The organism is Actinomycetes bacterium, from assembly GCA_035506535.1.
In the GTDB taxonomy this organism is placed as follows: domain Bacteria; phylum Actinomycetota; class Actinomycetes; order DATJPE01; family DATJPE01; genus DATJPE01.
Genome location: DATJPE010000001.1, coordinates 58,305 through 80,719 on the forward strand (window position 1 = coordinate 58,305; position 22,415 = coordinate 80,719).

Here is a 22,415-nt window from a genome sequence, read left to right on the forward strand (position 1 = left end):
GGTACCGGTGAGGCTGGAGCTGCGAGGGATCACCAAGCGGTTCGGCAGTCTGGTCGCGAACGACCACATCGACCTGACCGTCGAACCCGGTGAGATCCACGCGCTCCTCGGCGAGAACGGGGCCGGCAAGAGCACGTTGATGAACGTGCTCTACGGCCTCTACGCCCCCGACGAGGGGGAGATCGTCATCGACGGTCGCCCGGTCCACTTCGGTGGGCCGGGCGACGCGATCGCGGCCGGGATCGGCATGGTGCACCAGCACTTCATGCTCATCCCCGTGTTCACCGTCGCGGAGAACATCGCCCTCGGCCACGAGGAGACGTTCGGCGGTCCACTGGGCTTCCTCGACCGTCGACGGATCAAGCGCGACGTCCAGGAGGTGTCCAAGCGGTACGGCCTTGCAGTGCCTCCCGACGCCCTCGTCCAGGATCTGCCCGTCGGCGTGCAGCAGCGCGCCGAGATCCTCAAGGCCCTCATGCGCGACGCGTCGGTGCTCATCCTGGACGAGCCCACGGCGGTGCTCACGCCGCAGGAGATCGAGGAACTCGCCGCCGTCATGCGGAGGTTGCGCGACTCAGGCACCTCGATCGTGTTCATCACGCACAAGCTCAAGGAGGTTCGCTCCTTGGCGGACCGCATCACCGTGATCCGCCGGGGTCGCGTCGTGGGAGAAGCGACGACGTCGATGTCGGAGGCGGACCTCGCCTCGATGATGGTTGGCAGAGAGGTCCGACTGACCGTCGAGAAGCAGAAGGCTTCCCCGGGCGAGGTCGTCCTGGACGTGCGCGATCTGCGATACCTCGATCCCGCGGGGGTCGTTCACGTCGACGGGGTGAGCTTCTCGGTCCGCGCCGGCGAGGTCGTGGCCATCGCTGGGGTGCAGGGGAACGGTCAGACCGAACTGACCGAGTGCATCCTCGGGCTCGAGCAGCCGCTCGCGGGCGTCATCGCGGTCAAAGGGCTTGACATCACCAAGTTCGGTGTCGAGGACCGCCTACGCATGGGCCTCGGGTACGTCCCCGAGGACCGGATGCACGATGGCCTGATCGGTGCGTTCACCGTCGCCGAGAACCTCGTGCTGGACGTGCACAACAGCCCGCCGTACGCCAAGGGGATGATGCTCGATCTCGGCGAGATCGAGCGCAACGCTCAGAAGCGCGTCGAGGAGTTCGACGTGCGCACACAGTCGGTCGAGAGCACCGCGGACACCCTGTCTGGAGGCAACCAGCAGAAGGTCGTGCTGGCCAGGGAGCTGTCTCGCCCGCTTGATGTCTTCGTCGTCGCGCAACCGACTCGCGGACTCGATGTCGGATCGATGGAGTTCGTGCACCAACGCATCATCCAGGAGCGTGACCGTGGGGCGGCGGTGCTGCTGATCTCCACCGAGCTGGAGGAGATCCTCGGTCTCGCGGACCGGATCCTGGTCATGTACCGGGGGCAGATCATCGGCGCGCTCGAAGCCGCGTCGGCCACGGCCGACCAGGTCGGCCTACTCATGGCTGGGGCGGCGCTGGAGTCGACGGGAACCGGCGAGGGCGCAGCATGACCGGGAGTGCGCAGAACGCACCCTCCTCCGACCCGACGACCGCCAGCACACGTGGCGGGGTCATCGCATGGCTGCGCACCGCCCATCCCGTCGTCGTCACGGCGTTGGCCATCCTGTCCGCGATCGTCGTGGGCGGGCTGCTCATCGCGCTCACCGACGATCGCACGACCCATGCGATGACGTACTTCTTCTCCTACCCGTGGGACACCTTCACCTTCGGGTGGGAGGCGATCTGGGAGGCGTACAAGGCCCTCTTCGAGGGAGCGATCTTCAACCCGTCCTCGATCTCGAGCGGAAGCATGACCCAGATGCTCTCGCCGATCTCCGAGACTCTGGTCACCGCCACCCCTCTGATCCTCGTCGGCCTCTCGGTCGGCCTCGCCTTCCGCTCCGGGCTGTTCAACATCGGCGGCCAGGGCCAGATCATCATGGGGGCGATCTGCGCCGGGTTCGTGGGCTTCGCGTGGAATCTTCCGCCTGGGCTGCACCTGCTGCTGGCCGTCGTCGCGGGCGTGATGGGTGGCGCGCTGTGGGGTGGTCTCGCCGGTTGGCTCAAGGCTCGGACCGGGGCGCACGAGGTCATCACGACGATCATGCTCAACTACATCGCGCTGTACTTCCTGCAGTACCTGCTCAGCATCTCCGGATTCCAGCGGCCCGGCTCGAACCAGGCGATCTCGAAGATCGTCTATCCCAGTGCCCGCCTGCCCCATCTGCTCGGACCGGATCTTCGTCTGCACGCCGGGCTGTTGGTCGCGCTGGCAGCGACCGCCGGAGTCTCCTGGCTGCTCACTCGGAGCACCACTGGGTTCCAGCTGCGCGCGGTCGGAGCGAACCCGAACGCAGCCCGGACCGCAGGGATGCGAGTCGAGCGCAGCTTCATCATCGTCATGGTGCTCGCGGGAGCCCTGGCCGGGCTGGCCGGCTGCACTCAGATCCTGGGTACCAACACGGCGATCACCGGTGACATCGACGCCGGCTTCGGCTTCGACGGGATCACGGTGGCGCTGCTCGGCCGGGCGAATCCATGGGGCACCGTGCTCGCGGGCCTGCTGTTCGGCGGGCTCAAGGCGGGCGGTCTCGCCATGCAGTCCCGTACGTCGACGCCAGTCGATCTGGTCACCGTCCTCCAGGCTCTGGTCGTGCTGTTCGTCGCGGCTCCCGCGCTGGTGAGCTCGGTGTTCCGCCTGAAGCCCACGGGCGAGGGGGTCAGTCCCCAGCTGGCCAAGGGGTGGAACGGATGAGCCTGACCGACCAGGAGCTCTCGTCGATCGAGCCGGGGGAGGCGCCGCTCGTTGTCGAGGTCCCCATCTCGCAGCGTCGCCGTCTTGTGACGGGGCTCGTGCTCATCGTCCTCGGCCTGTTGTGCGTTCTCGCTCTCGGACTCGGCTCCAAAGCTGGCCGAAGTGCCCACTTCTCGCTGACCCAGGCGGGGGCGCGCTTCACGATTCCCACGATCGCGCTGCCGGCGCGATGGGTGTGCGTCGTTCTGGGCCTGGTCGTGATCGGGCTGGGGGTCTGGCAGATCGCCCGCGGCTTCACCCGCCGGGCCATGCGATGGGTCATCGCCGTGACCGTCCTCGCGGTCGTGGTGTCGTTCTTCTGCTGGGCCGCGACGGGGCCCGGGGGCGAGACGGTGGACCTGTTCCAGCTCTTGCAGAACACCCTGATCAGCGCCGTCCCCCTCATCCTCGGCGCTCTCGCCGGTGTCGTCGGCGAGCGCTCGGGTGTCATCAACGTCGCCATCGAGGGGCAGCTGCTCGTTGGTGCGTTCACCGGCGCCCTCCTGGGGTCCGCGCTGCACAACGACGGGGTCGGCGTCGTCGGGGCGATGTTGGCCGGCGGTCTCATGGGCGGCTTGCTCGCCGTGTTCGCGATCAAGTACTTCGTGAACCAGGTGATCCTGGGTGTCGTTCTCAACGTCTTCGCCCTCGGCGTGACGGGCCTCTTCTACGACTCGCTCATGCAGAAGAACCCCGACACCTACAACAACCCGGCGGTTCTCGGGTCGATCAAGATCCCCATCCTCGGGGACATCCCCGTCATCGGGCCGCTGTTCTTCGACGAGAACATCATCGTGTATCTGACGTACCTGTTGATCATCGCGGTTGACGTGGGGCTCTTCCGCACGCGGTGGGGGCTGCGGACCCGTTCGGTCGGCGAGCACCCGAGGGCGGCTGACACCGTGGGCATCAACGTCAACCGGACTCGCTACGTCAACGTCATGGCGGCGGGGCTCATCGCCGGTCTCGGCGGGGCGTTCCTCACCATCGGACAGGTCGGGACATTCAGCAAGGACATCAGCGCCGGCAAGGGGTTCATCGCTCTGGCCGCGGTCATCTTCGGACGTTGGAGCCCTCGCGGCGCGGTCGCCGCCGCCCTGCTCTTCGGCTTCGCGGACGCCCTTCAGACGGTCCTGACGATCATCGGCACACCGGTCACCATCCCCTCGTCGTTCATGGCGATGCTGCCCTACCTCGCGACCATCTTCGCGGTCGCCGGCCTCGTGGGACGCGTCCGGGCGCCGGCCGCGGACGGGCAGCCGTACACGACGCGATGAGCGCGCCGGACTGGGAGCTGCTGCGGGAGCGCGCGGTCGAGGCGATGCGCGCCGCGTACGCGCCGTACTCCGCCTTCCCGGTCGGAGCCGCGGGTCTGGTCGACGACGGTCGCATCGTCGCCGGGTGCAACGTGGAGAACGCGTCGTACGGCCTCACGCTGTGCGCCGAGTGCGGGCTGGTGTCCGCCCTTCACGCGAGCGGAGGGGGACGGCTCGTGGCTGTTGTGTGCGTCAACGGCGAGGGCGACCTGCTCATGCCGTGCGGGCGCTGCCGCCAGCTGCTGTGGGAGCACGGCGGGGCCGAGTGCCTGCTGCTGACCCGTCAGGGACCGCAGCCGATGCGCGAAGTGCTGCCGGCCGCGTTCGACGCCGCAGAGCTGGGCGAGGTCGGTCCGTGAGCACCGAGGCGTTCAGCGCCGTGGAGGTTATCGCCGCCAAGCGGGACCGTCGGGAGCTGAGCGACGCGCAGATCGACTGGGTGGTCGACGCCTACACGCGGGGTGCCGTCGCCGACGAGCAGATGGCCGCGCTGGCGATGGCCATCCTGCTCAACGGCATGACCACAAGGGAGATCGCGCGCTGGACGGCCGCGATGATCGCCACGGGCGAGCGGATGGACTTCTCCAGCCTCGGGCGACCGACCGCCGACAAGCACTCCACCGGCGGGGTCGGCGACAAGATCACCCTTCCGCTGGCGCCGCTGGTCGCCGCCTGCGGGGTGGCGGTGCCACAGCTGTCCGGGCGCGGTCTCGGTCACACCGGTGGCACCTTGGACAAGCTGGAGTCGGTCCCGGGCTGGCGGGCGCTGCTGTCGAACGAGGAGATGCTCGACCAGCTGGTCGAGGTCGGGGCGGTGATCTGCGCCGCCGGGGAGGGGCTGGCGCCGGCCGACCGCAAGCTGTACGCGCTCCGCGACGTCACGGCCACCGTCGAGTCGATCCCGCTCATCGCCAGCTCGATCATGAGCAAGAAGATCGCCGAGGGCACCGGTGCACTGGTGCTCGACGTGAAGGTCGGCTCGGGGGCGTTCATGAAGGACGCGGAGCGGGCCGGCGAGCTGGCCCGCACGATGGTCGCGCTCGGCCAGGAGTCCGGCGTCCGGACCGTCGCCCTGCTGACCGCGATGGACACCCCGCTCGGTCTCACAGCCGGCAATGCGCTCGAGGTGCGCGAGTCGGTCGAGGTGCTCGCCGGCGGCGGGCCATCGGACGTGGTCGAGCTCACGCTGCGCCTCGCGCGCGAGATGCTGTCCGCTGCCGGGCGCGAGGACCTCGACCCCGCCCAGGTGCTCGCGGACGGGCGGGCGATGGACGTGTGGCGACGCATGATCCGCGCGCAGGGCGGCGACCCGGACGCGCCGTTGCCGCTCGCGCGGGAGAGCATGGTCCTGCCGGCCCCCGCCACCGGGGTGCTCACCCGGCTCGACGCGCTGGCCGTGGGCGTCGCCGCGTGGCGGCTCGGGGCGGGACGTGCGCGCAAGGAGGACCCTGTCCAGGCCGGGGCCGGCGTCCAGCTGCACGCGAAGCCGGGCGACCGCGTACGCGCGGGCCAGCCGCTGCTCACCCTGCACACCGACGACCCGGCCCGGTTCGGCCGTGCCCTCGAGGCCCTTCAGGGGGCCGTCGAGGTCGGCGGGAGCGTGGCCGCCCTGCCTCTCGTCATCGACAGGATCGCGTAGCACGCACCACCCAGCAGCCCCGAGGCGAGGAGGATCACCGTCGACTCCGCGCAGGTCACGATCGGCGACTCCATGCCGTCCCGCTCCCATCCGGCGACCCCCGGCCAGCCGCCGCTGCGCGCGTACGCGACGACGATCAGGCCGAGGGCGGCCGCACAGGCGAGGACGTAGCCGGGGCTGACCCACCACCGGCTGCCGAAGGCGGCCACGGTGGCCACGCCGGCGGCGAGCAACGCCCACCCGACGACCGCACGCATCACCGGCGTGTCGGCCTGGGTGGGGACGCCGCCGTAGCCGACGACGCCGAGGACGGCCACCGCCGCGAACAGGCCGTCGACGGCGAGGGCCGAGGGCAGGCCGCGGACGGGGCGCTGCGGTGGCGGCAGGCAACGTGCGGCGGCCCCCGCCCAGGTGAGGATGACCGCGGTCAGCGCCAACGCGACGAGCGCGCGCCACCACAGCGCGGTGTCGTCGCTGGCTGCCGTGACGAGCGACGCCCTGACGGGGACCGCGGCGAGCGTCATGGGGCCGAAGGCCGTACCAGCGGCTGTGATGGCGGCCAGCTCCCACTTCCCGAGACGGATCAGGCCGCTCGCGACGGCCACGGCGAGAGCGGCCACGGCGGTCATGGCCAGCACATGGGCCGGGAGGGAGTACCGCTGCCCCGCGGGCGTGGCCGACTGGGCCCACGCGGTCAGGGCGGAGAGGAGCAGGACCAGGACGACCGCCGCTGCGAGCGAGCGGGCGGCGAGACGTCGCGCCCAGCCGGGCACGCGCTGCCAGAAGTACGCCTCGCCGGGCCGGGTCCGCAGGTCCATGCCCGTCATGTCGACGGGTGTGCGCCGGCGGTGGAGGCGCCGAGGGTGTGAACCCGGTCAGGTCCCCTGGGTCGACGTCGGCTGCTGGAAGCCCAGCAGGGGCTCGCGCGGGCGGAAGGGGTCGCTGATGGGCGGTGCGGCGAGTTCGGCCCGGGGGCAGCGGGCGAGGGTCAGCCCGGCCCACGTCAGGGCGTCGTCGCAGATCGAGTCGACCGTCCAGCCCTGCTCCCGTCCGAGCCGGGTGACGGTCACCTTGTAGATGGTGATCTGGTGGCGACGTGGTGCGTCGTACATGACTGCGATCGACCCGATCAGACTGGAGCTCCCCCGAGTTCCCCCCACGCCGTCCCACGGACGGTCGTAGCGCTGCCACAGCGATGGCGTGGGGTTCCACAGCCCGCCCTTGGCCACATGCAGACGGTCCAGCTCGCGCATCACCCGCAGGGTGGAACGCTCGTCGAGGACCGCAGCGGGTCGGATGACCCGCGTCTCTTCCGTCAGCGCTGCCATGCGCAGGTTATCGGCAGGGGGCGGATCGTCTTGAGCCTCCGCGCGCGTGAGCCGGGGAGGGGCCTCGCTACCGTGAGGCCATGACGGCTCACGCGCTCACCGCCGACCGCGCGCTGCAGGCGCCCAAGGTGCTCCTCCACGACCACCTGGACGGCGGGCTGCGCCCCTCCACCGTCGTCGACCTGGCCGCGGAGCTCGGTTACCCGAGCCTGCCGACCAAGGACCCCGACGAGCTCGGGGCGTGGTTCGCCGAGGCGGCGAGCAGCGGATCGCTGGAGACCTACCTCACCACGTTCGCGCACACCGTGGGGGTGATGCAGACCCGGGAGGCGCTGGTTCGCGTCGCCGCCGAGTGCGCCGAGGACCTCGCGGCCGACGGGGTGGTCTACGCGGAGGTCCGCTACGCGCCGGAGCTGTTCCTCGAGCGTGGGCTGACCCTGCCCGCGGTCGTCGAGGCGGTCCTCGAGGGTTTCCGGCTGGGGGAGGAGCGCGCGCTGCTGGCCGGGCGGCGGATCCGCATCGGGACCCTGCTGACCGCGATGCGGCACGCCGCCCGCTCACGCGAGGTGGCCGAGCTGGTCGTGGCCTACCGCGACGACGGCGTCGTCGGCTTCGACATCGCCGGCGCCGAGGCGGGCTTCCCGCCCACCCGCCACCTCGACGCCTTCGAGTACCTCCGGCGCGAGAACGCGCACTTCACCATCCACGCCGGCGAGGCCTTCGGGCTCCCCTCGATCTGGGAGGCGCTGCAGTGGTGCGGCGCGGACCGGCTCGGTCACGGCGTACGGATCGTCGACGACATCGGGATCGACCGTGACGGCTCGGCTCGGCTCGGCCGCTTGGCCGCCTACGTCCGGGACAAGCGGATCCCGCTGGAGATGTGCCCGTCCTCCAACGTGCAGACGGGTGCGGCTGCCTCCATCGCCGAGCACCCCATCGGGCTGCTGGCGAGGCTTCGTTTCCGGGTGACCGTGAACACCGACAACCGGCTGATGAGCGCGACCTGCCTGTCCCGGGAGCTCGTGCTGCTCGGCGAGGCGTTCGGCTGGACCCTGGACGATGCCCGGTGGGTCACCATCAACGCGATGAAGTCGGCCTTCATCCCCTTCGACGAGCGGCTCGCACTCATCGATGAGGTCATCAAGCCGGGGTACGCCGCCCTCGGCGCGACCTGACCACCGTGCTCAGGGGATGGCGAGGGTCCATGCCGAGTAGGCGTGGACCAGGCCCAGCCGCTCATAGAGCCGCCGCGCCGGGTTCCCCTCGCTGACCGCCAGGGACAGCGACGGCGCTCCCGCCTCGGTCAGCAGCGCCAGCGCCCGCTGCAGCAGGGCTGCGCCCGCTCCCGCGTAGGCCGGGTCCGGGAGCCGTGCGACGTCGACCACCCAGGGGCCGCCATCCGGCGCCACCCCCTGCCGGTCGGTCACCGCGAGCAGGGCGACGACGCGCTCCTGGTCGACGACGAGGCCGCCGACCGGCAGCATCGGGCCGAGCACCTCCTCGAGGACGTACGGCCGCAGGTCCTTTGCGGCCACCTCGTCGAGGCTCGTCCGAGGGTGGTGGTCGGGGTGGCCCGGCGGGTACGCCGCCTGTACGACGACCGCGACCTCCTCGAGGGGGCGGTCCCAGCCGGTGATCCGTAGCCCGAACGGCAGCAGGGGGACGGCCCAGGCGGCCGGGGCGGGGTCGGCGATGAGGTCGCGGGAGTGGATGTGGGCGTGACGGGTCAGCACCGCCCCGCGCTCCCGCAGCGCAGCCACGAGCTGCGGATCCGTCGTCGCGGCGCGCCAGCCGGACAGCTCCCTCGCGGCCGCGTCGGCGGCCGCGTCCGGCCCCAGGGAGCCGGCCGTCACGAAGTCGGCGAAGGGTCCCCCGCCGGCTGCAAGGGGCAGGTAGCCCAGAACGAGCTCCCCGCTGTCGTCGCGGACCTCGACGTCGTCACCGTTCATGGTCTTCCCCCGATGTCATGGTCTTCCCCCGATGTAGCTCGTGGATGGTGCCCACCGTCTCGAAGCCGAGGCGCCGGTACAGCAGGCGGGGCCAGTCGTCGGCATCGGCAAGCAGGAACACGAGGTCGGCGCCGTCCCGATGGGCCCTGGCGATCGCGTGCAGGACGAGCGAACGCGCCAGCCCTCGGTTGCGGTACTCGGGCAGCGTGAGAACCATGTCCACCTCGGCGAGACCCAGCCACTGGCGCAGGTCGGCATGCGCCGCCGCGACGCCGTCGACGTACGCGAGGTAGGACACCACAGGCGCCACGTACGCATCGCGTCGGCTGACCAGCTGCTCCACGGTCGCGGACGGCATCTGCGGGTTCTCCACCCGCCAGGCGGTGCGGGCGAAGGAGCGCGTGGTCGCCTCGTCGGCCGTGCGGACGTCGATGGCGGGGTCGGGCGGGGCTACCGTCCGGGACCTGTCCAGGGCCATGACCAGCAGGGTGGACACGGTGTAGCCGGCGGCACGTGCCGCATCCGCGACCTCGGAACCGCCGCTCAGCATGAGGACCTGTCGGTGCGCCACGCCGGCCAGCGCGCTCTCGGCGAACTCCAGCAAGTCCGCGGCGTCGACGGCCCCGGTGACGACGACCTTGTTGTTGTCGTGCGAGTCCGGCCAGCGCGCATCGAGGACGGCGACCATCCCCCTCGGCCCGGGGACCACCTCGCCGGCCCGCGCGAGGGTCTCGTCGACCAGTGCCGAGACGGCGCGGCCGAAGGCGGGGTCAGACACCGATGGGGTGCCAGACGGTCTTGGTCTCCACGAAGGCGCGCAGGCGCGAGAGCCCAGGGGGCGCCGTCCAGTCGACCTCCGGCCCCTGCGTCGCTCGGAGCACCCGCTTGAGGTTGTCGGCCGCAGCGGCCTCGAGGTCAGCGGCGAGCGGCCCGGCACCGGTGAGGTCGATGGCGTTGACGTCCATGTGAGAGGCGAGAGTCGTCAGGGTCTCGGCGTTGTAGCCGGTGAGGAGGTTCACGACTCCGCCGGGGACGTCTGACGTCGAAAGCACCTCGGCGAAGGTGAGAGCCGGGAGCGGCGCCGTGCGAGAGGCGATTGCCACAACCGTGTTGCCACTGGCGATGGCTGGCGCGACCGTCGAGACCAGCCCGAGGAGGGAGGACTGTTGCGGCGCAGCGATGGCGACCACACCGGTTGGCTCGGGGACGGAGAAGTCGAAGTACGGTCCGCTCACCGCGTTCGCGCCCCCGAGCACCTGCGTGAGCTTGTCGGCCCACCCGGCGTACCAGACCAGCCGGTCGATGCTCGCGTCGACCACCGCTTCGGCCTTGCGTGCCGCCAGACCCTCACCGGCGCCGACTTCACCGACGAACTGCGAACGACGTCCCTCGAGCATCTCCGCGACGCGGTAGATGACCTGGCCCCGGTTGTACGCCGTCGCGCCGGACCAACCCGGGAACGCCTTCCGTGCCGCCTGCACGGCGTCCCGGGCGTCCTTGCGTGAAGCCAGGGCGACATTTGCCAGGAACTCGCCCTTGGCGCCGTGGACCTCGTACGTGCGTCCCGACTCGCTGCGGGGGAACGCCCCACCGACGTACAGCTTGTACGTCTTGCGCACCTCGAGCCGGCTCATGCGGAAGCCTCCGTCGCCAGGTAGGCCTCGAGGCCGTGGCGGCCGCCCTCGCGGCCGTACCCGGACTCCTTGTACCCGCCGAATGGCGACGCCGGGTCGAAGCGGTTGAAGGTGTTGGCCCACACCACGCCGGCGCGAAGCCGTGCGGCCATCGACAGGATGCGGCTGCCCTTCTCGGTCCAGACGCCCGCCGACAGGCCGTACGGGGTGTTGTTCGCCTTCTCCACCGCCTCCTCCGGCGTGCGGAACGTGAGCACCGACAGCACCGGCCCGAAGATCTCCTCGCGGGCGATCCGGTGCGCCTGCGACACCCCCGTGAACACCGTGGGCGGGAACCAGAAACCCCGGTCCGGCAACGCGCACGGCGCCGACCAGCGGTCCGCGCCCTCCTCGTCACCGGCGTCGGCGAGCGCCCGGACCCTCGCGAGCTGCTCGGCGGAGTTGATCGCGCCGATGTCGGTGTTCTTGTCCAGCGGGTCGCCGAGGCGAAGGGTGGTGAGCCGCCGTTTCAGGCGGTCCACCACGTCGTCGGCGACCGACTCCTGTACGAGGAGCCGTGAACCCGCGCAGCACACGTGTCCCTGGTTGAAGAAGATGCCGTTGACGATCCCCTCCACCGCCTGGTCCACGGGGGCGTCGTCGAAGACGATGTTGGCGCCCTTGCCGCCCAGTTCCAGGGTCAGCCGTTTGCCGGTGCCGGCTACCGCGCGGGCGATCTGGCGTCCGACCTCGGTCGACCCGGTGAACGCGACCTTGTCGATGCCGGGGTGCTCGACGACGAGGCGACCGGTCTCGCCGGCGCCGGTGAGGATGTTCACGACGCCGGCCGGCAGGTCCGCCTGCCGGCAGATGTCGGCGAACACCAGCGCGGAGAGCGGCGTCGTCTCCGCCGGCTTGAGGACGACGGTGTTGCCGCAGGCGAGGGCGGGGGCGACCTTCCACGCGAGCATGAGCAGCGGGAAGTTCCATGGGATCACCTGGCCGACGACCCCGACCGGGCCGGGGTTCGGCCCGAGCCCGGCGTACTCGAGCTTGTCCGCCCATCCCGCGTGGTAGAAGAAGTGCGCCGCTGCGAGGGGGACGTCGACGTCTCGCGACTCCCTGATCGGCTTGCCGTTGTCGAGGGTCTCGAGCACCGCGAGCTCCCGCGAGCGCTCCTGCAGGATCCGCGCGATCCGGAAGAGGTACTTGCCCCGCTCGGCCCCCGGCATCCGCGACCACACCCCGTCGTAGGCGGCGCGGGCAGCGCTCACGGCCCGGTCGACGTCGCGTGCACCGGCGGCGCTCACCTGCGCCAGCACCTGCTCGTCGGCGGGGTTCACGGTCGCGAAGACGCCGCCGTCGACCGGGTCGACGAAACTGCCGTCGACGAACAGGCCGTACGACGGCTCGAGGGTCACCACAGCCCGCGACTCCGGCGCCGGGGCGTAGGTGAACGTCTTGCCGGCCATGGGTGTCCTGTTCAGTCGAGGGTGAAGTAGTCGGGCCCGGAGTAGCGTCCGGTGGCCAGCTTGGTCCGCTGCATGAGCAGGTCGTTGAGCAGGCTGCTCGCGCCGAGGCGGAACCAGTCGGGGTCCAGCCAGTCGTCGCCGACCGTCTCGTTCACGACGACGAGGTACCGGAGCGCGTCCTTGGCTGCACGGATCCCGCCGGCCGCCTTGACCCCGACCTGTCGGCCGGTGGCGTCGCGGAAGTCGCGCACGGCTTCGAGCATGACCAGGGTGACCGGCAGCGTGGCCGCAGGGGAGATCTTGCCGGTGCTCGTCTTGATGAAGTCCGCGCCGGCCATCATGGCGAGCCAGGAGGCGCGACGGACGTTGTCATAGGTCTGCAGCTCGCCGGTCTCGAGGATCACCTTCAGGTGCACGGACCCGCACGCCTGCTTCACCGCGCGGACCTCCTCGAGGACCTCCAGGTAGCGCCCGGAGAGGAAGGCCCCCCGGTCGATGACCATGTCGACCTCGTCGGCTCCCGCGCGTACGGCGTCCCGCGTCTCGGCCAGCTTCACGTCGAGGAGCGCGCGCCCGGACGGGAAGGCCGTCGCCACGGCGGCCACCTTGACCCCGGAGGAGCCGAGCGCGGCGCGGGCGACCTCGACGAGGTCGTCGTAGACGCAGACGGCGGCCACCGGTGGCGCGCTCGGGTCGGCCGGGTCGGGCCGTCGCGCCTTCGCGCACAGGGCGCGCACCTTGCCGGGGGTGTCCGCGCCCTCGAGCGTGGTGAGGTCGACCATCCGGATCGCGAGGTCGAGCGCGAAGGCCTTGGCGTCGGTCTTGATGGAGCGGGTGGCCAGCGCCGCGGCCCGCGCGTCGGCGCCTACCTGGTCGACGCCCGGAAGCCCGTGCAGGAAGCGCCGCAGGGCGGCCTGCGAGGTCGTCGCGTCCGCCAGCACGTCCGGTCGCGTCGTCGTCGCGGTCGTCGTCGCAGTTGTCGTGGCGGTTGTCCGCACCGTCGTCGGCACCGCCTCAGCCTACGCGGGCGGAGTGGGTTCCAAGCCGGGGAAACGGTGTCATGAGGAGCGCAAGAGGCACCTCGCGCAAACGCCTGACAGTGGCTCAGCGGTTCAGTGGTATCTGCTCAACGGCTCAGCGCATCGGCGAGGTCCGCGCGGATCGCGTCGAGGTCTCGGCGCGCCCGCGCGCGGACCGCCGGGAGGTCGTCGCGGGAGGCGACCGGCAGCACGACCTCGAGATAGGACTTCACCTTCGGCTCGGTCCCCGATGGCCGGACGACGACGCGCCCGGCGCCCGCGAGGTGGAAGCGCAGCCCGTCGGTCGGCGGGAGGCCACCGAATCCCGCGGTGAGGTCGTCGACGCGCTGGACCTCGCGACCGCCGAGACTGGCCGGGGGTGCCGAGCGCAGGGCCGACATGGTCGCCGGGATGACGGCCACGTCCTGGATGCGCACCGACAGCTGGTCGGTGGCGTGCAGTCCGTGCTGGACAGCGAGGTCGTCGAGGAGGTCGAGCAGGCCGCGCCCCTTCGCCTTGAGCCCGGCCGCGAGCTCCGCGACGAGGAGAGCGGCGCTCACACCGTCCTTGTCGCGTACGGCCTCCGGGTCGACGCAGTAGCCCAGCGCCTCCTCGTAGCCGTACGCGAGCCGCGGCACCCGGCCGATCCACTTGAACCCGGTGAGCGTCTCGACGTGGGTCAGCCCGTTCGCGGCCGCGATGCGGGAGAGCAGGGAGGAGGACACGATCGAGCAGGCCAGGACGTCGCGCCCCGGCGGCAGGCCCCGTGCGAGCAGGTGCGCCGCGAGCAGGGCGCCGACCTCGTCGCCTCGCAGCATCCGGTAGACCCCGTTGCGGTCGGCGACGGCGACGGCGCAGCGGTCGGCGTCCGGGTCGTTGGCCAGCACCAGGTCGGCGCCGACGTCGGCGGCAAGGCGGAGGGCGAGGTCCATCGCCCCTGGTTCCTCGGGGTTCGGGAAGGCCACCGTCGGGAAGTCGGGGTCGGCCTCGGCCTGGGCCGCGACGACGTGGGGGTCGGGGAAGCCGGCGCGCCGCAGTGCCTCGCGAAGCACGGGGCCGCCCACGCCGTGCAGCGGCGTGGTGACGACGACGAGGTCGCGCGGGCCCCCCGGTAGCGGAAGGGACGCCACCCGGTCCAGGTAGGACTCGAGGACCGAGTCGTCGAGGATCGCCGCGTCCGCGGACCTGGGCAGGTCCCCCAGCTGCCCCACCGAGCGGATGCACGCGGCGATGCCCGCATCCGCAGGGGGCACGATCTGGGAGCCGTCGCCGAGGTAGACCTTGTAGCCGTTGTCCTGGGGCGGGTTGTGGCTCGCGGTCACCATCACGCCGGCGGACACGTCGAGGTGGCGGATGGCGTAGGCGAGGACCGGTGTGGGGAGCGGCCGCGGCAGCACGTACGCCGGCATGCCCGCACCCCGGACGACCTCCGCGGTGTCTCGGGCGAAGACGTCGGACTTGTGGCGCGCGTCGTAGCCGATGACCACCCCGCGCGTCATGCCCTGCTCACGGAGGTAGGCCGCCAGACCGGCGGCGGCCCGGGTGACCACGACCCGGTTCATCCGCGCCGGGCCGGGTCCGAGGGCGCCGCGCAGACCGGCCGTCCCGAACTCGAGGTCGCCGGCGAAGGCTGCGGCCAGGGCCGCGGTGTCGCCGGAGTCGAGCATGGCCCGCAGCTCGGCGCGCGTGTCCGGGTCGGGGTCCTCGGTGAGCCAGGCGAGCGCCTGGGCGCGCAGGTCCCTCATCGGCGCGTCACAGCCGGGCGACGACGCCGGCCAGCAGGTCGCCCATCCGCTGCGCGGCCGCCCGTCCCGCCGCGAGCACCTCCTCGTGGTCCAGCGCCGCGCCGGTGACGCCCGCGGCGGCGTTGGTGACCAGCGAGATCCCCAGCACCTCGGCGCCGGCCTCACGGGCCGCGATCGCCTCCAGGGCGGTGGACATGCCGACGAGGGATCCCCCGATGGCCGCGACCATCCGGATCTCGGCCGGCGTCTCGTAGTGCGGCCCGGGGAACTGGACGTACACGCCCTCGGGCAGCGACGGCTCGACCTCGCGGCACAGGGCACGCAGCCGTGCCGAGTACAGGTCGGTGAGATCGACGAAGCGCGCTCCCCGCAGCGGCGATCGCCCGGTGAGGTTGACGTGGTCGCTGATCAGGACGGGCGTCCCCGGTGTCCAGGCGGGGTCGAGGCCGCCGCATCCGTTGGTGAGGACGACGACCCGGGCACCGGCCGCCACCGCGGTACGCACGCCGTGCACGACGGCGTCGACGCCCCGGCCCTCATAGAGGTGGGTGCGGCCGAGGAACACCAGCGCCCGGGTGCCGGATGCGGACACGAGCGAGCGCACGATGCCCGCGTGCCCCTCGACCGCCGGGGCGGCGAACCCGGGCAGGTCGGTGACCCGCAGCTCCGCCGCGGTCGTCCCGATCCGGTCGGCGGCCGGCACCCACCCCGAGCCGAGGACCAGGGCGACGTCGTGGCTGCGGACGCCGGTGAGCTCCACGAGCCGATGCGCGGCGTCGCGCGCGAGCGCGTACGGGTCGTCCGTCACGACCGCAACGTACCGCCGCGGCTCCCGTCCTGTGGCGGCCTCTCCGTCACTCCGATGCCCGTGAGTGACGTGGCAGCCGCCACAAGTGGGCGGGGGCCGGCCGGGGGTCAGCCGATGGACCGGCAGGGCCGCCCGCGCAGCTCGGCGACGTAGTCCGCGGGCGCACCGGCGACCTCGGCCGCGTCGGCGATGATGCCGAGATAGCGGGCGGAGGGCAGGCCGCCCTCGTAGGCGTCGAGCACGTACACCCAGGCGAGCACGTCGGCCTCGAGCGTCGCGACCCGCACCCGAACCTTGCGGTAGAGCCCGATCGCGCCCCCCTCCCACTCATCGAGCGCCGCCTCGTCCGCATCGGTGAGCTCGTAGAGCATCACGTAGACCGAGCTGGTCGGGTCCTCGACGAGGGTGGCCAACGCGCCCTCCCAGCCGAGGTCCTCCCCGCCGAAGGTCAGGCGCCAGCCGAACAGCCAGCCCGAGGACAGCGGCGGGGAGGAGGGGGTGCGTTCGGCCATCTGGCGCGGGTCCAGGTTGCTGCCGTAGGCCGCGTAGACCGCCATGGCGGATCAGGGTACGGAACCCACGCCCGGGGTCGGCAACAATGGCGTCCGTGGCGCGCGTGGTGATCATCGGTGGCGGCCCGGGGGGCTACGAGGCTGCCCTGGTGGCCGCCCAACTGGGCGCCGAGGTGAGCATCGTCGAACGGGACGGGCTCGGCGGCTCGGCGGTGCTGACCGACTGCGTCCCGAGCAAGACCCTCATCGCCACCTCCGACGTCATGACCTCCGTGCGCGAGAGCGACGAGCTCGGGGTTCGTGTGGGCATCGGGCGGGCCCCCGCCGAGGGCGTTGGGGTCGACCTCGGTGCCGTCAACGACCGTGTCCTGCGGCTGGCCCATGCCCAGTCCGACGACGTACGGCAGCGCCTCGAGGCCGAGGGGGTGCACGTCGTCGTCGGGACCGCGCGGCTCGTCGACGGCGGGTCCGCGGTCGTGGCTCGCACCGCGGGCGGCGAGGAGCGGCTCGACGCCGATGCCGTCCTGCTCGCCACCGGGGCCCGCCCCCGCGAAGTCGCCGGCGCTGAGCCGGACGGGGAGCGCGTCCTCACCTGGACCCAGCTGTACGCCCTCGCGGAGCTGCCCGACCGGCTGGTCGTGGTCGGCTCGGGGGTCACGGGCGCCGAGTTCGCGTCGGCGTACGAGGCCCTCGGCAGCGAGGTGGTCCTCGTCTCCTCCCGCGACCTCGTGCTTCCGGGCGAGGACCCCGACGCGGCCCAGGTCATCGAGAACGTCTTCCGCCGGCGCGGCATGACCGTCCTCAACCGCTCGCGCGCGGCATCGGTCCGGCGTACGGCGGACGGCGTCCTGGTCTCCCTCGTCGACGGCCGGACCGTGGCCGGCTCGCACTGCCTGATGGCGGTCGGCTCGGTCCCCAACACCGAGGCACTCGGCTTGGAGGAGGCGGGCGTCGAGACCGACGAGCGGGGCTTCGTCGTCGTGGACCGCGTCTCGCGCACCTCTGCCCGTGGCGTGTACGCCGCCGGCGACTGCACTGGGGTCCTGATGCTCGCGTCGGTCGCCGCCATGCAGGGCCGCATCGCCATGCGGCACGCGCTCGGCGACGCCGTCGCGCCGCTCGCCCTGAAGACGGTGTCCTCCAACGTCTTCACCGATCCGGAGATCGCGACCGTGGGGGTCACGCAGGCCGACGTCGACGCGGGCCGGGCGGACGCGCACGTCGTGAAGCTCGCCCTGGCCGGCAACGCCCGCGCGAAGATGCAGGGCCTCCAGGACGGGTTCGTGAAGCTGTTCGCCAGCTTGGGCTCGCGTACCGTCACCGGCGGCGTCGTGGTCGCACCGCGTGCGAGCGAGCTGGTGTTCCCCATCGCGCTGGCGGTCAGCCAGCGCCTCACCGTCGACCAGCTGTCGGCGGCCTTCACCGTCTATCCCTCGCTGTCCGGGTCCGTCGCCGAGGCTGCCCGTCGCCTCCACGCCACGTCCTGACCCCCGGGAGCGGCCGGACCTGTCCACGTCCTGACCCCCGGGAGCGGCCGGATCTGTTTCGAATGAACGCGGCGTTGCTGCCGACCTAGTGGAAGAACGCCGCGTTCATTCCAAAGAAACGGGGGGGGGGCGTCAGATGAGGTACTTGGCGTAGGCCTCGGTGGTGAGGAAGGAGGGCAGGGTCTCCCCGAGGGCGACCTCGTCGAAGACGGCGCGGGCGTCGGCGAGGCGGGAGGCCGCGCGGTCCTCGGGCGCGAGGGCGGCCTCGATGGCGACGTACTCCTCGGCGAGCAGCTCGCGGACGAGGAGGCGGTCGACGGTACGCCCGTTGGTCAGCTTGGCCTCCCAGCGGATCCACTGCCACACCTGGCTGCGGGAGATCTCCGCGGTGGCCGCGTCCTCCATGAGGTGGTCGATCGCGGCGGCCCCGTTGCCACGAAGCCAGGAGTCGAGGTATCGCAGGGCGACGCGGATGTTGCCACGCAGGCCGGCCTCGGTGATGGTGCCCGGGGTGCGGTCGAAGGACAGCAGCTGCGAGGTGGTGACGTGCACCTCGGGGCGGCGCCGGGACCGCTGGTCGTCCTGGTCCCCGAGGAAGCGGTCGAACACCTCACGGCACACGGGCACGAGGTCCGGGTGGGCGACCCAGGAGCCGTCGAAGCCGTCGCCGGCCTCGCGCTCCTTGTCGGCGCGGACCTTGGCCAGGGCGACCTGCGTGACCTCGGGGTCGCGCCGGTCCGGGATGAAGGCGGCCATGCCACCGATGGCGTGCGCGCCCCGACGGTGGCAGGTCTGGACCAGCCGCTCGGTGTAGGCCCGCATGAACGGCACCGTCATGGTGATGTCGGCGCGGTCGGGCAGGACGTACTTCGGGCCTCGCTCGGCGTAGGCCTTGATGACGCTGAAGATGTAGTCCCAGCGGCCGGCGTTGAGCCCCGCGGAGTGGTCGCGCAGCTCGAAGAGGATCTCCTCCATCTCGAAGGCGGCGTGGATCGTCTCGATGAGCACGGTGGCGCGGATCGTGCCGAGCGGCATCCCCAGCGCCTCCTGCGCGTGCACGAACACGTCGTTCCACAGCCGCGCCTCGTGGTGGCTCTGCAGCTTCGGCAGGTACAGGTACGGGCCCGCGCCGCGGTCGAGCTGGCGCCGGGCGCAGTGGAAGACGTACAGCCCGAAGTCGAAGAGGCTGGCCGAGATCGGGGCGCCGTCGACGCGCACGTGCTTCTCGGGCAGGTGCCAGCCGCGCGGGCGCACGGTGATGGTGGGGACCTTCGAGCCGACCCGGTACTCCTTGCCCTCGGGGGTGGTGAAGTCGACGGTGCCGTCGAAGACGTCCATCAGGGTCAGCTGGCTGCCGACGATGTTGGCCCAGGTCGGGGACGTCGCGTCCTCCAGGTCGGCCATCCAGACGTCCGCGCCGGAGTTCAGCGCGTTGACCGCCATCTTCGGCTCGACCGGCCCGGTGATCTCGACGTGGCGACGCGACAGGCCGGCCGCCGGCGCCGCGACCTGCCAGGTCGAGTCCGCGCGGATCTCGGCGGTCTCGGGCAGGAAGTGCGGGTCGGCTCCCGCGTCGATGCGCGCGCGCCGCTCCCGGCGGGCCTGCAGCAGGCTGCAGCGGCGGTCGGCGAAGCGGGCGTGCAGGTCGGCGACGAAGGCGAGCGCGTCGGGGGTCAGCACCTCCTCGAAGCGACCCGTCACCGGGCCGGTCAGCTCGACCCGGCGGGACAGCGTGGGGACGCTCATGCGTGGCTCCCGAACTGCTCCGCCTCGGTCGAGCCCGCCAGCGCGGTGGTGTCGCTCGCCGGGTTGAGGGCGGTGGTGACGGCGTCGAAGTAGCCGGTTCCGACCTCCGCCTGGTGGCGCACCGCGGTGTAGCCGTCGTCGACGGAGGCGAACTCCGCCTGCTGCAGCCGCACGTACGCGCTCATGCCCTCGCGGGCGTAGCCGTGGGCCAGCTCGAACATCGAGTGGTTCAGCGCGTGGAAGCCGGCCAGGGTGATGAACTGGAACTTGTAGCCCATCGCGGCCAGCTCGCGCTGGAACTTCGCGATCGTGTCGTCGTCGAGCGCGGCCTTCCAGTTGAAGGACGGCGAGCAGTTGTAGGCGAGCATCTTGCCGGGGAACTGCGCGTGCAGCGCCTCCGCGAACTCCCGCGCCTGGCCGAGGTCCGGGGTCGAGGTCTCCACCCACAGCAGGTCGGCGTACGGCGCGTACGCCAGCCCGCGCGCGATGACCGACTCCATGCCTCCGCGCACCCGGTAGTAGCCCTCCGCCGTGCGCTCCCCGGTGCAGAAGCGGGCGTCCCGCTCGTCGACGTCACTGGTCAACAGCGTCGCCGCCAGCGCGTCGGTGCGAGCCACGATGAGCGACGGCACGCGGGCGATGTCCGCGGCCAGCCGGGCGGCGTTCAGGGTGCGGACGTGCTGGGCCGTCGGGATCAGCACCTTGCCGCCCAGGTGGCCGCACTTCTTCTCAGAGGCCAGCTGGTCCTCCCAGTGCACGCCCGCGGCGCCGGCCGCGATCATGGCCTTCATCAGCTCGAAGGCGTTCAGCGGCCCGCCGAAGCCGGCCTCGGCGTCCGCGACGATCGGCGCCAGCCACTCCACGTCGAGCTCCTGGCCACTGGAGACGGCGATCTGGTCGGCCCGCAGGAGCGCGTTGTTGATCCGGCGCACCACCGCCGGCACCGAGTTCACCGGGTACAGCGACTGGTCCGGGTAGGTCTGCCCCGCGAGGTTCGCGTCCGCGGCGACCTGCCACCCCGACAGGTAGATCGCCTCCAGCCCGGCCCGAACCATCTGCACGGCCTGCCCGCCGGTGAGCGCGCCCAGCGCGGGAACGTGGGTGCGAGTTTGCAGCAGCTCCCACAGCCGCTCCGCACCGCGGCGCGCCAGCGTGTGCTCCTCGTGCACCCGGCCCGAGAGCCGGACCACGTCGCGGGCGGAGTAGGTCCGCTCGATGCCCGCCCAGCGCGGGTGCGTCGCCCACTCGTGGGCCAGCAGGTCGGCCTCGGCCTGCAGGTCCGGCGCGAGGGTGGTGTCGGTGGTGGGGGCGGACATGGGGGTGCTCTCCTTGGGTCGGCGGCCGGCCTGGGCTCGCCCCGTGTACGGGCTCGTAGCCGGTTCCTCGAGATTGAGCGGAGAATCGACGTTCTTCAACGAGCTGACTCTGGAAAGAAACGCACTTCTTGTCGTATCGTGCAGACATGGCGAATGACGTGACGCTACAGCGCACGAATGGTGTTGCGGATGTCACATCCGGCGACCTCATCACCCTCGGGCGTCGGGTCCGGCACCTGCGCCGGGCGCGCGGGCTCACGCTGGAGCAGCTCGCGGCCGAGGTCCAGAGCTCACCCTCCCAGCTGTCGCTGCTCGAGAACGGCCGTCGCGAGCCTCGGCTGTCCTTGCTGCAGAACCTGGCCGCGGCCCTCGGGGTCAGCCCCGCGGAGCTGCTCGGGCCGGAGCCGCCGAGCCGCCGGGCGGCGCTCGAGATCGCCCTGGAGCGCGCCCAGCGCGGTCCGGCGTACGCCGCTCTCGGGCTGCCCGCCGTCCGTCCGGGCGCCCGGCTGCCGACCGACGCCCTCGAGGCCCTCGTCGGGCTGCACGCGGAGCTCGCCCGGCAGGCCGAGGAGCGGTCGGCGACCCCCGAGGAGGCACGGCGGGCCAACGCCGAGCTGCGCCTGGAGATGCGCGCCCGCGACAACTACTTCGAGGAGCTCGAGCGCGCGGCGGCGGACCTGTGCGCGGTCGCACCGTGGGAGGGACCGCTCTCGCAGCGGGCGCTCGGCGAGATGGCCGCCCACCTGGGGTACTCGCTCGTTCGGGTCGACGACCTGCCCGAGTCGACCCGCTCCGTGGTCGACCTCGAGAACCGGCGGGTGTACCTCCCGCAGTCGCCCGACTCCGGCGGGACCGACCTGCGGGCGCTCGCCCTGCAGGCGCTCGGGCACGTGGTGCTCGGGCACACGGTGCCCAGCGACTACGCGGAGTTCCTTCGCCAGCGGGTCGAGACCAACTACTTCTCCGCCGCGATCCTGGTCCCCGAGCGCCGCGCGCTGGAGCTGCTGCGCCGCTCGGCCGCGGCCAAGGACGTGGCGATCGAGGACCTGCGCGACGCCTTCGCCGTGTCCTACGAGACGGCGGCGCACCGGTTCACGAACCTCGCCACCCGTCACCTCGGCATCCCGGTCCACTTCATGCGCGTGCACGAGAGCGGCACGATCTACAAGGCCTACGAGAACGACGGGGTGCACTTCCCGACCGACGTGACCGGGGCGATCGAGGGCCAGCGCGCCTGCCGCCAGTGGACCGCCCGCCAGGTCTTCGCGCAGCCGGACAAGTCCATCGCCTACGCGCAGTACACCGACACCCCCAGCGGGACGTACTGGTGCACCGCGCTCACCGAGCAGACGCCGGCCGGTGAGTTCTCGGTCAGCGTCGGCGTCCCCTACGCGCACGTGAAGTGGTTCCGTGGCCGCGAGACGACGGAGCGGGCGGTGTCGCGCTGCCCCGACGAGCGGTGCTGCCGCCGGGCGCCGGAGCACCTCGCGGCCCGCTGGTCCGGGCGCGCGTGGCCGTCGGCGCGGATCCACAGCCACCTGCTGGCCGCGATGCCGCCGGGGACCTTCCCCGGCGTCGACGACACCGAGGTCTACTCCTTCCTGGAGTCGCGGGCGGGCTGATCGGCGCCGCGACA

The 22,415-nt window shown here is 72.0% G+C and carries 20 protein-coding genes; 8 read left to right on the top strand and 12 right to left on the bottom strand.

The genetic code is table 11. The annotated features are described in order from the left end of the window. The first annotated feature begins 7 nt into the window (after positions 1-7). From VMI11_00265 to VMI11_00285, 5 genes are read left to right on the top strand one after another with little or no spacing between them, the layout of a single operon-like run. On the top strand, positions 8-1,546 hold the full coding sequence (locus VMI11_00265; protein HTY70837.1) for an ABC transporter ATP-binding protein: 1,539 nt from the start codon (positions 8-10) through the stop codon (positions 1,544-1,546). Further along, complete coding sequence (locus VMI11_00270) at positions 1,543-2,790, top strand: ABC transporter permease (protein HTY70838.1); 1,248 nt, start codon at positions 1,543-1,545, stop codon at positions 2,788-2,790. The genes VMI11_00265 and VMI11_00270 overlap by 4 nt, the downstream gene beginning before the upstream one ends. Next, positions 2,787-4,106: an ABC transporter permease gene (locus VMI11_00275; protein HTY70839.1), complete on the top strand. Its 1,320-nt coding sequence runs from the start codon at positions 2,787-2,789 to the stop codon at positions 4,104-4,106. Before VMI11_00270 ends, VMI11_00275 begins: the two co-directional genes overlap by 4 nt. Further along, positions 4,103-4,504 (top strand): cytidine deaminase, encoded by a 402-nt coding sequence (locus tag VMI11_00280; protein ID HTY70840.1) that lies wholly within the window; start codon positions 4,103-4,105, stop codon positions 4,502-4,504. The genes VMI11_00275 and VMI11_00280 overlap by 4 nt, the downstream gene beginning before the upstream one ends. Beyond that, entirely contained in the window at positions 4,501-5,784 is a 1,284-nt protein-coding gene (locus VMI11_00285; protein HTY70841.1) for a thymidine phosphorylase, read from the top strand. Before VMI11_00280 ends, VMI11_00285 begins: the two co-directional genes overlap by 4 nt. Here VMI11_00285 and VMI11_00290 read toward each other — a convergent pair. Both VMI11_00290 and VMI11_00295 read right to left on the bottom strand, forming a co-directional pair. Then, positions 5,718-6,611 (bottom strand): hypothetical protein, encoded by an 894-nt coding sequence (locus tag VMI11_00290; protein ID HTY70842.1) that lies wholly within the window; start codon positions 6,609-6,611, stop codon positions 5,718-5,720. The genes VMI11_00285 and VMI11_00290 overlap by 67 nt on opposite strands. A 48-nt stretch (positions 6,612-6,659) precedes the next feature. Further along, positions 6,660-7,112, bottom strand: a complete 453-nt coding sequence (locus tag VMI11_00295; GenBank protein ID HTY70843.1) for a hypothetical protein — start codon at positions 7,110-7,112, stop codon at positions 6,660-6,662. 80 nt (positions 7,113-7,192) lie between these two features. On the opposite strand from VMI11_00295, the gene VMI11_00300 reads away from it, so the two are divergent. Next, positions 7,193-8,287, top strand: a complete 1,095-nt coding sequence (locus VMI11_00300; protein HTY70844.1) for an adenosine deaminase — start codon at positions 7,193-7,195, stop codon at positions 8,285-8,287. Positions 8,288-8,296: 9 nt separating this feature from the next. Here the strand turns inward: VMI11_00300 and VMI11_00305 are convergent, their stop codons facing one another. The 8 genes from VMI11_00305 to VMI11_00340 all read right to left on the bottom strand — a co-directional run bounded on the left by VMI11_00305 (position 8,297) and on the right by VMI11_00340 (position 16,275). Beyond that, complete coding sequence (locus VMI11_00305; GenBank protein HTY70845.1) at positions 8,297-9,061, bottom strand: GNAT family N-acetyltransferase; 765 nt, start codon at positions 9,059-9,061, stop codon at positions 8,297-8,299. Further along, positions 9,051-9,839: a GNAT family N-acetyltransferase gene (locus VMI11_00310; GenBank protein ID HTY70846.1), complete on the bottom strand. Its 789-nt coding sequence runs from the start codon at positions 9,837-9,839 to the stop codon at positions 9,051-9,053. Before VMI11_00310 ends, VMI11_00305 begins: the two co-directional genes overlap by 11 nt. Next, positions 9,832-10,695 carry an aldehyde dehydrogenase family protein gene (locus VMI11_00315; protein ID HTY70847.1) on the bottom strand — a complete coding sequence of 288 codons (864 nt, stop codon included), beginning with the start codon at positions 10,693-10,695 and terminating at the stop codon, positions 9,832-9,834. The genes VMI11_00310 and VMI11_00315 overlap by 8 nt, the downstream gene beginning before the upstream one ends. After that, entirely contained in the window at positions 10,692-12,146 is a 1,455-nt protein-coding gene (locus VMI11_00320) for an aldehyde dehydrogenase family protein (protein HTY70848.1), read from the bottom strand. Before VMI11_00320 ends, VMI11_00315 begins: the two co-directional genes overlap by 4 nt. Before the next feature lie 11 nt (positions 12,147-12,157). Then, entirely contained in the window at positions 12,158-13,087 is a 930-nt protein-coding gene (gene deoC / locus VMI11_00325) for a deoxyribose-phosphate aldolase (GenBank protein HTY70849.1), read from the bottom strand. Between the two features lie 185 nt (positions 13,088-13,272). Next, positions 13,273-14,910: a phospho-sugar mutase gene (locus tag VMI11_00330; protein HTY70850.1), complete on the bottom strand. Its 1,638-nt coding sequence runs from the start codon at positions 14,908-14,910 to the stop codon at positions 13,273-13,275. Between the two features lie 7 nt (positions 14,911-14,917). Then, on the bottom strand, positions 14,918-15,718 hold the full coding sequence (locus VMI11_00335; GenBank protein ID HTY70851.1) for a purine-nucleoside phosphorylase: 801 nt from the start codon (positions 15,716-15,718) through the stop codon (positions 14,918-14,920). Positions 15,719-15,825: 107 nt separating this feature from the next. Beyond that, on the bottom strand, positions 15,826-16,275 hold the full coding sequence (locus VMI11_00340) for a gamma-glutamylcyclotransferase (GenBank protein ID HTY70852.1): 450 nt from the start codon (positions 16,273-16,275) through the stop codon (positions 15,826-15,828). Between the two features lie 41 nt (positions 16,276-16,316). On the opposite strand from VMI11_00340, the gene VMI11_00345 reads away from it, so the two are divergent. Continuing rightward, positions 16,317-17,717, top strand: coding sequence for an NAD(P)H-quinone dehydrogenase (locus VMI11_00345; GenBank protein ID HTY70853.1), 1,401 nt, complete (start codon positions 16,317-16,319; stop codon positions 17,715-17,717). A gap of 132 nt (positions 17,718-17,849) precedes the next feature. Here the strand turns inward: VMI11_00345 and aceB are convergent, their stop codons facing one another. Continuing rightward, positions 17,850-19,463, bottom strand: a complete 1,614-nt coding sequence (gene aceB / locus VMI11_00350; protein ID HTY70854.1) for a malate synthase A — start codon at positions 19,461-19,463, stop codon at positions 17,850-17,852. Beyond that, positions 19,460-20,779, bottom strand: coding sequence for an isocitrate lyase (gene aceA, locus VMI11_00355; protein ID HTY70855.1), 1,320 nt, complete (start codon positions 20,777-20,779; stop codon positions 19,460-19,462). Before aceA ends, aceB begins: the two co-directional genes overlap by 4 nt. A 146-nt stretch (positions 20,780-20,925) precedes the next feature. On the opposite strand from aceA, the gene VMI11_00360 reads away from it, so the two are divergent. Then, positions 20,926-22,401, top strand: a complete 1,476-nt coding sequence (locus tag VMI11_00360) for a helix-turn-helix domain-containing protein (GenBank protein HTY70856.1) — start codon at positions 20,926-20,928, stop codon at positions 22,399-22,401. The last annotated feature ends 14 nt before the right edge of the window (positions 22,402-22,415 follow it).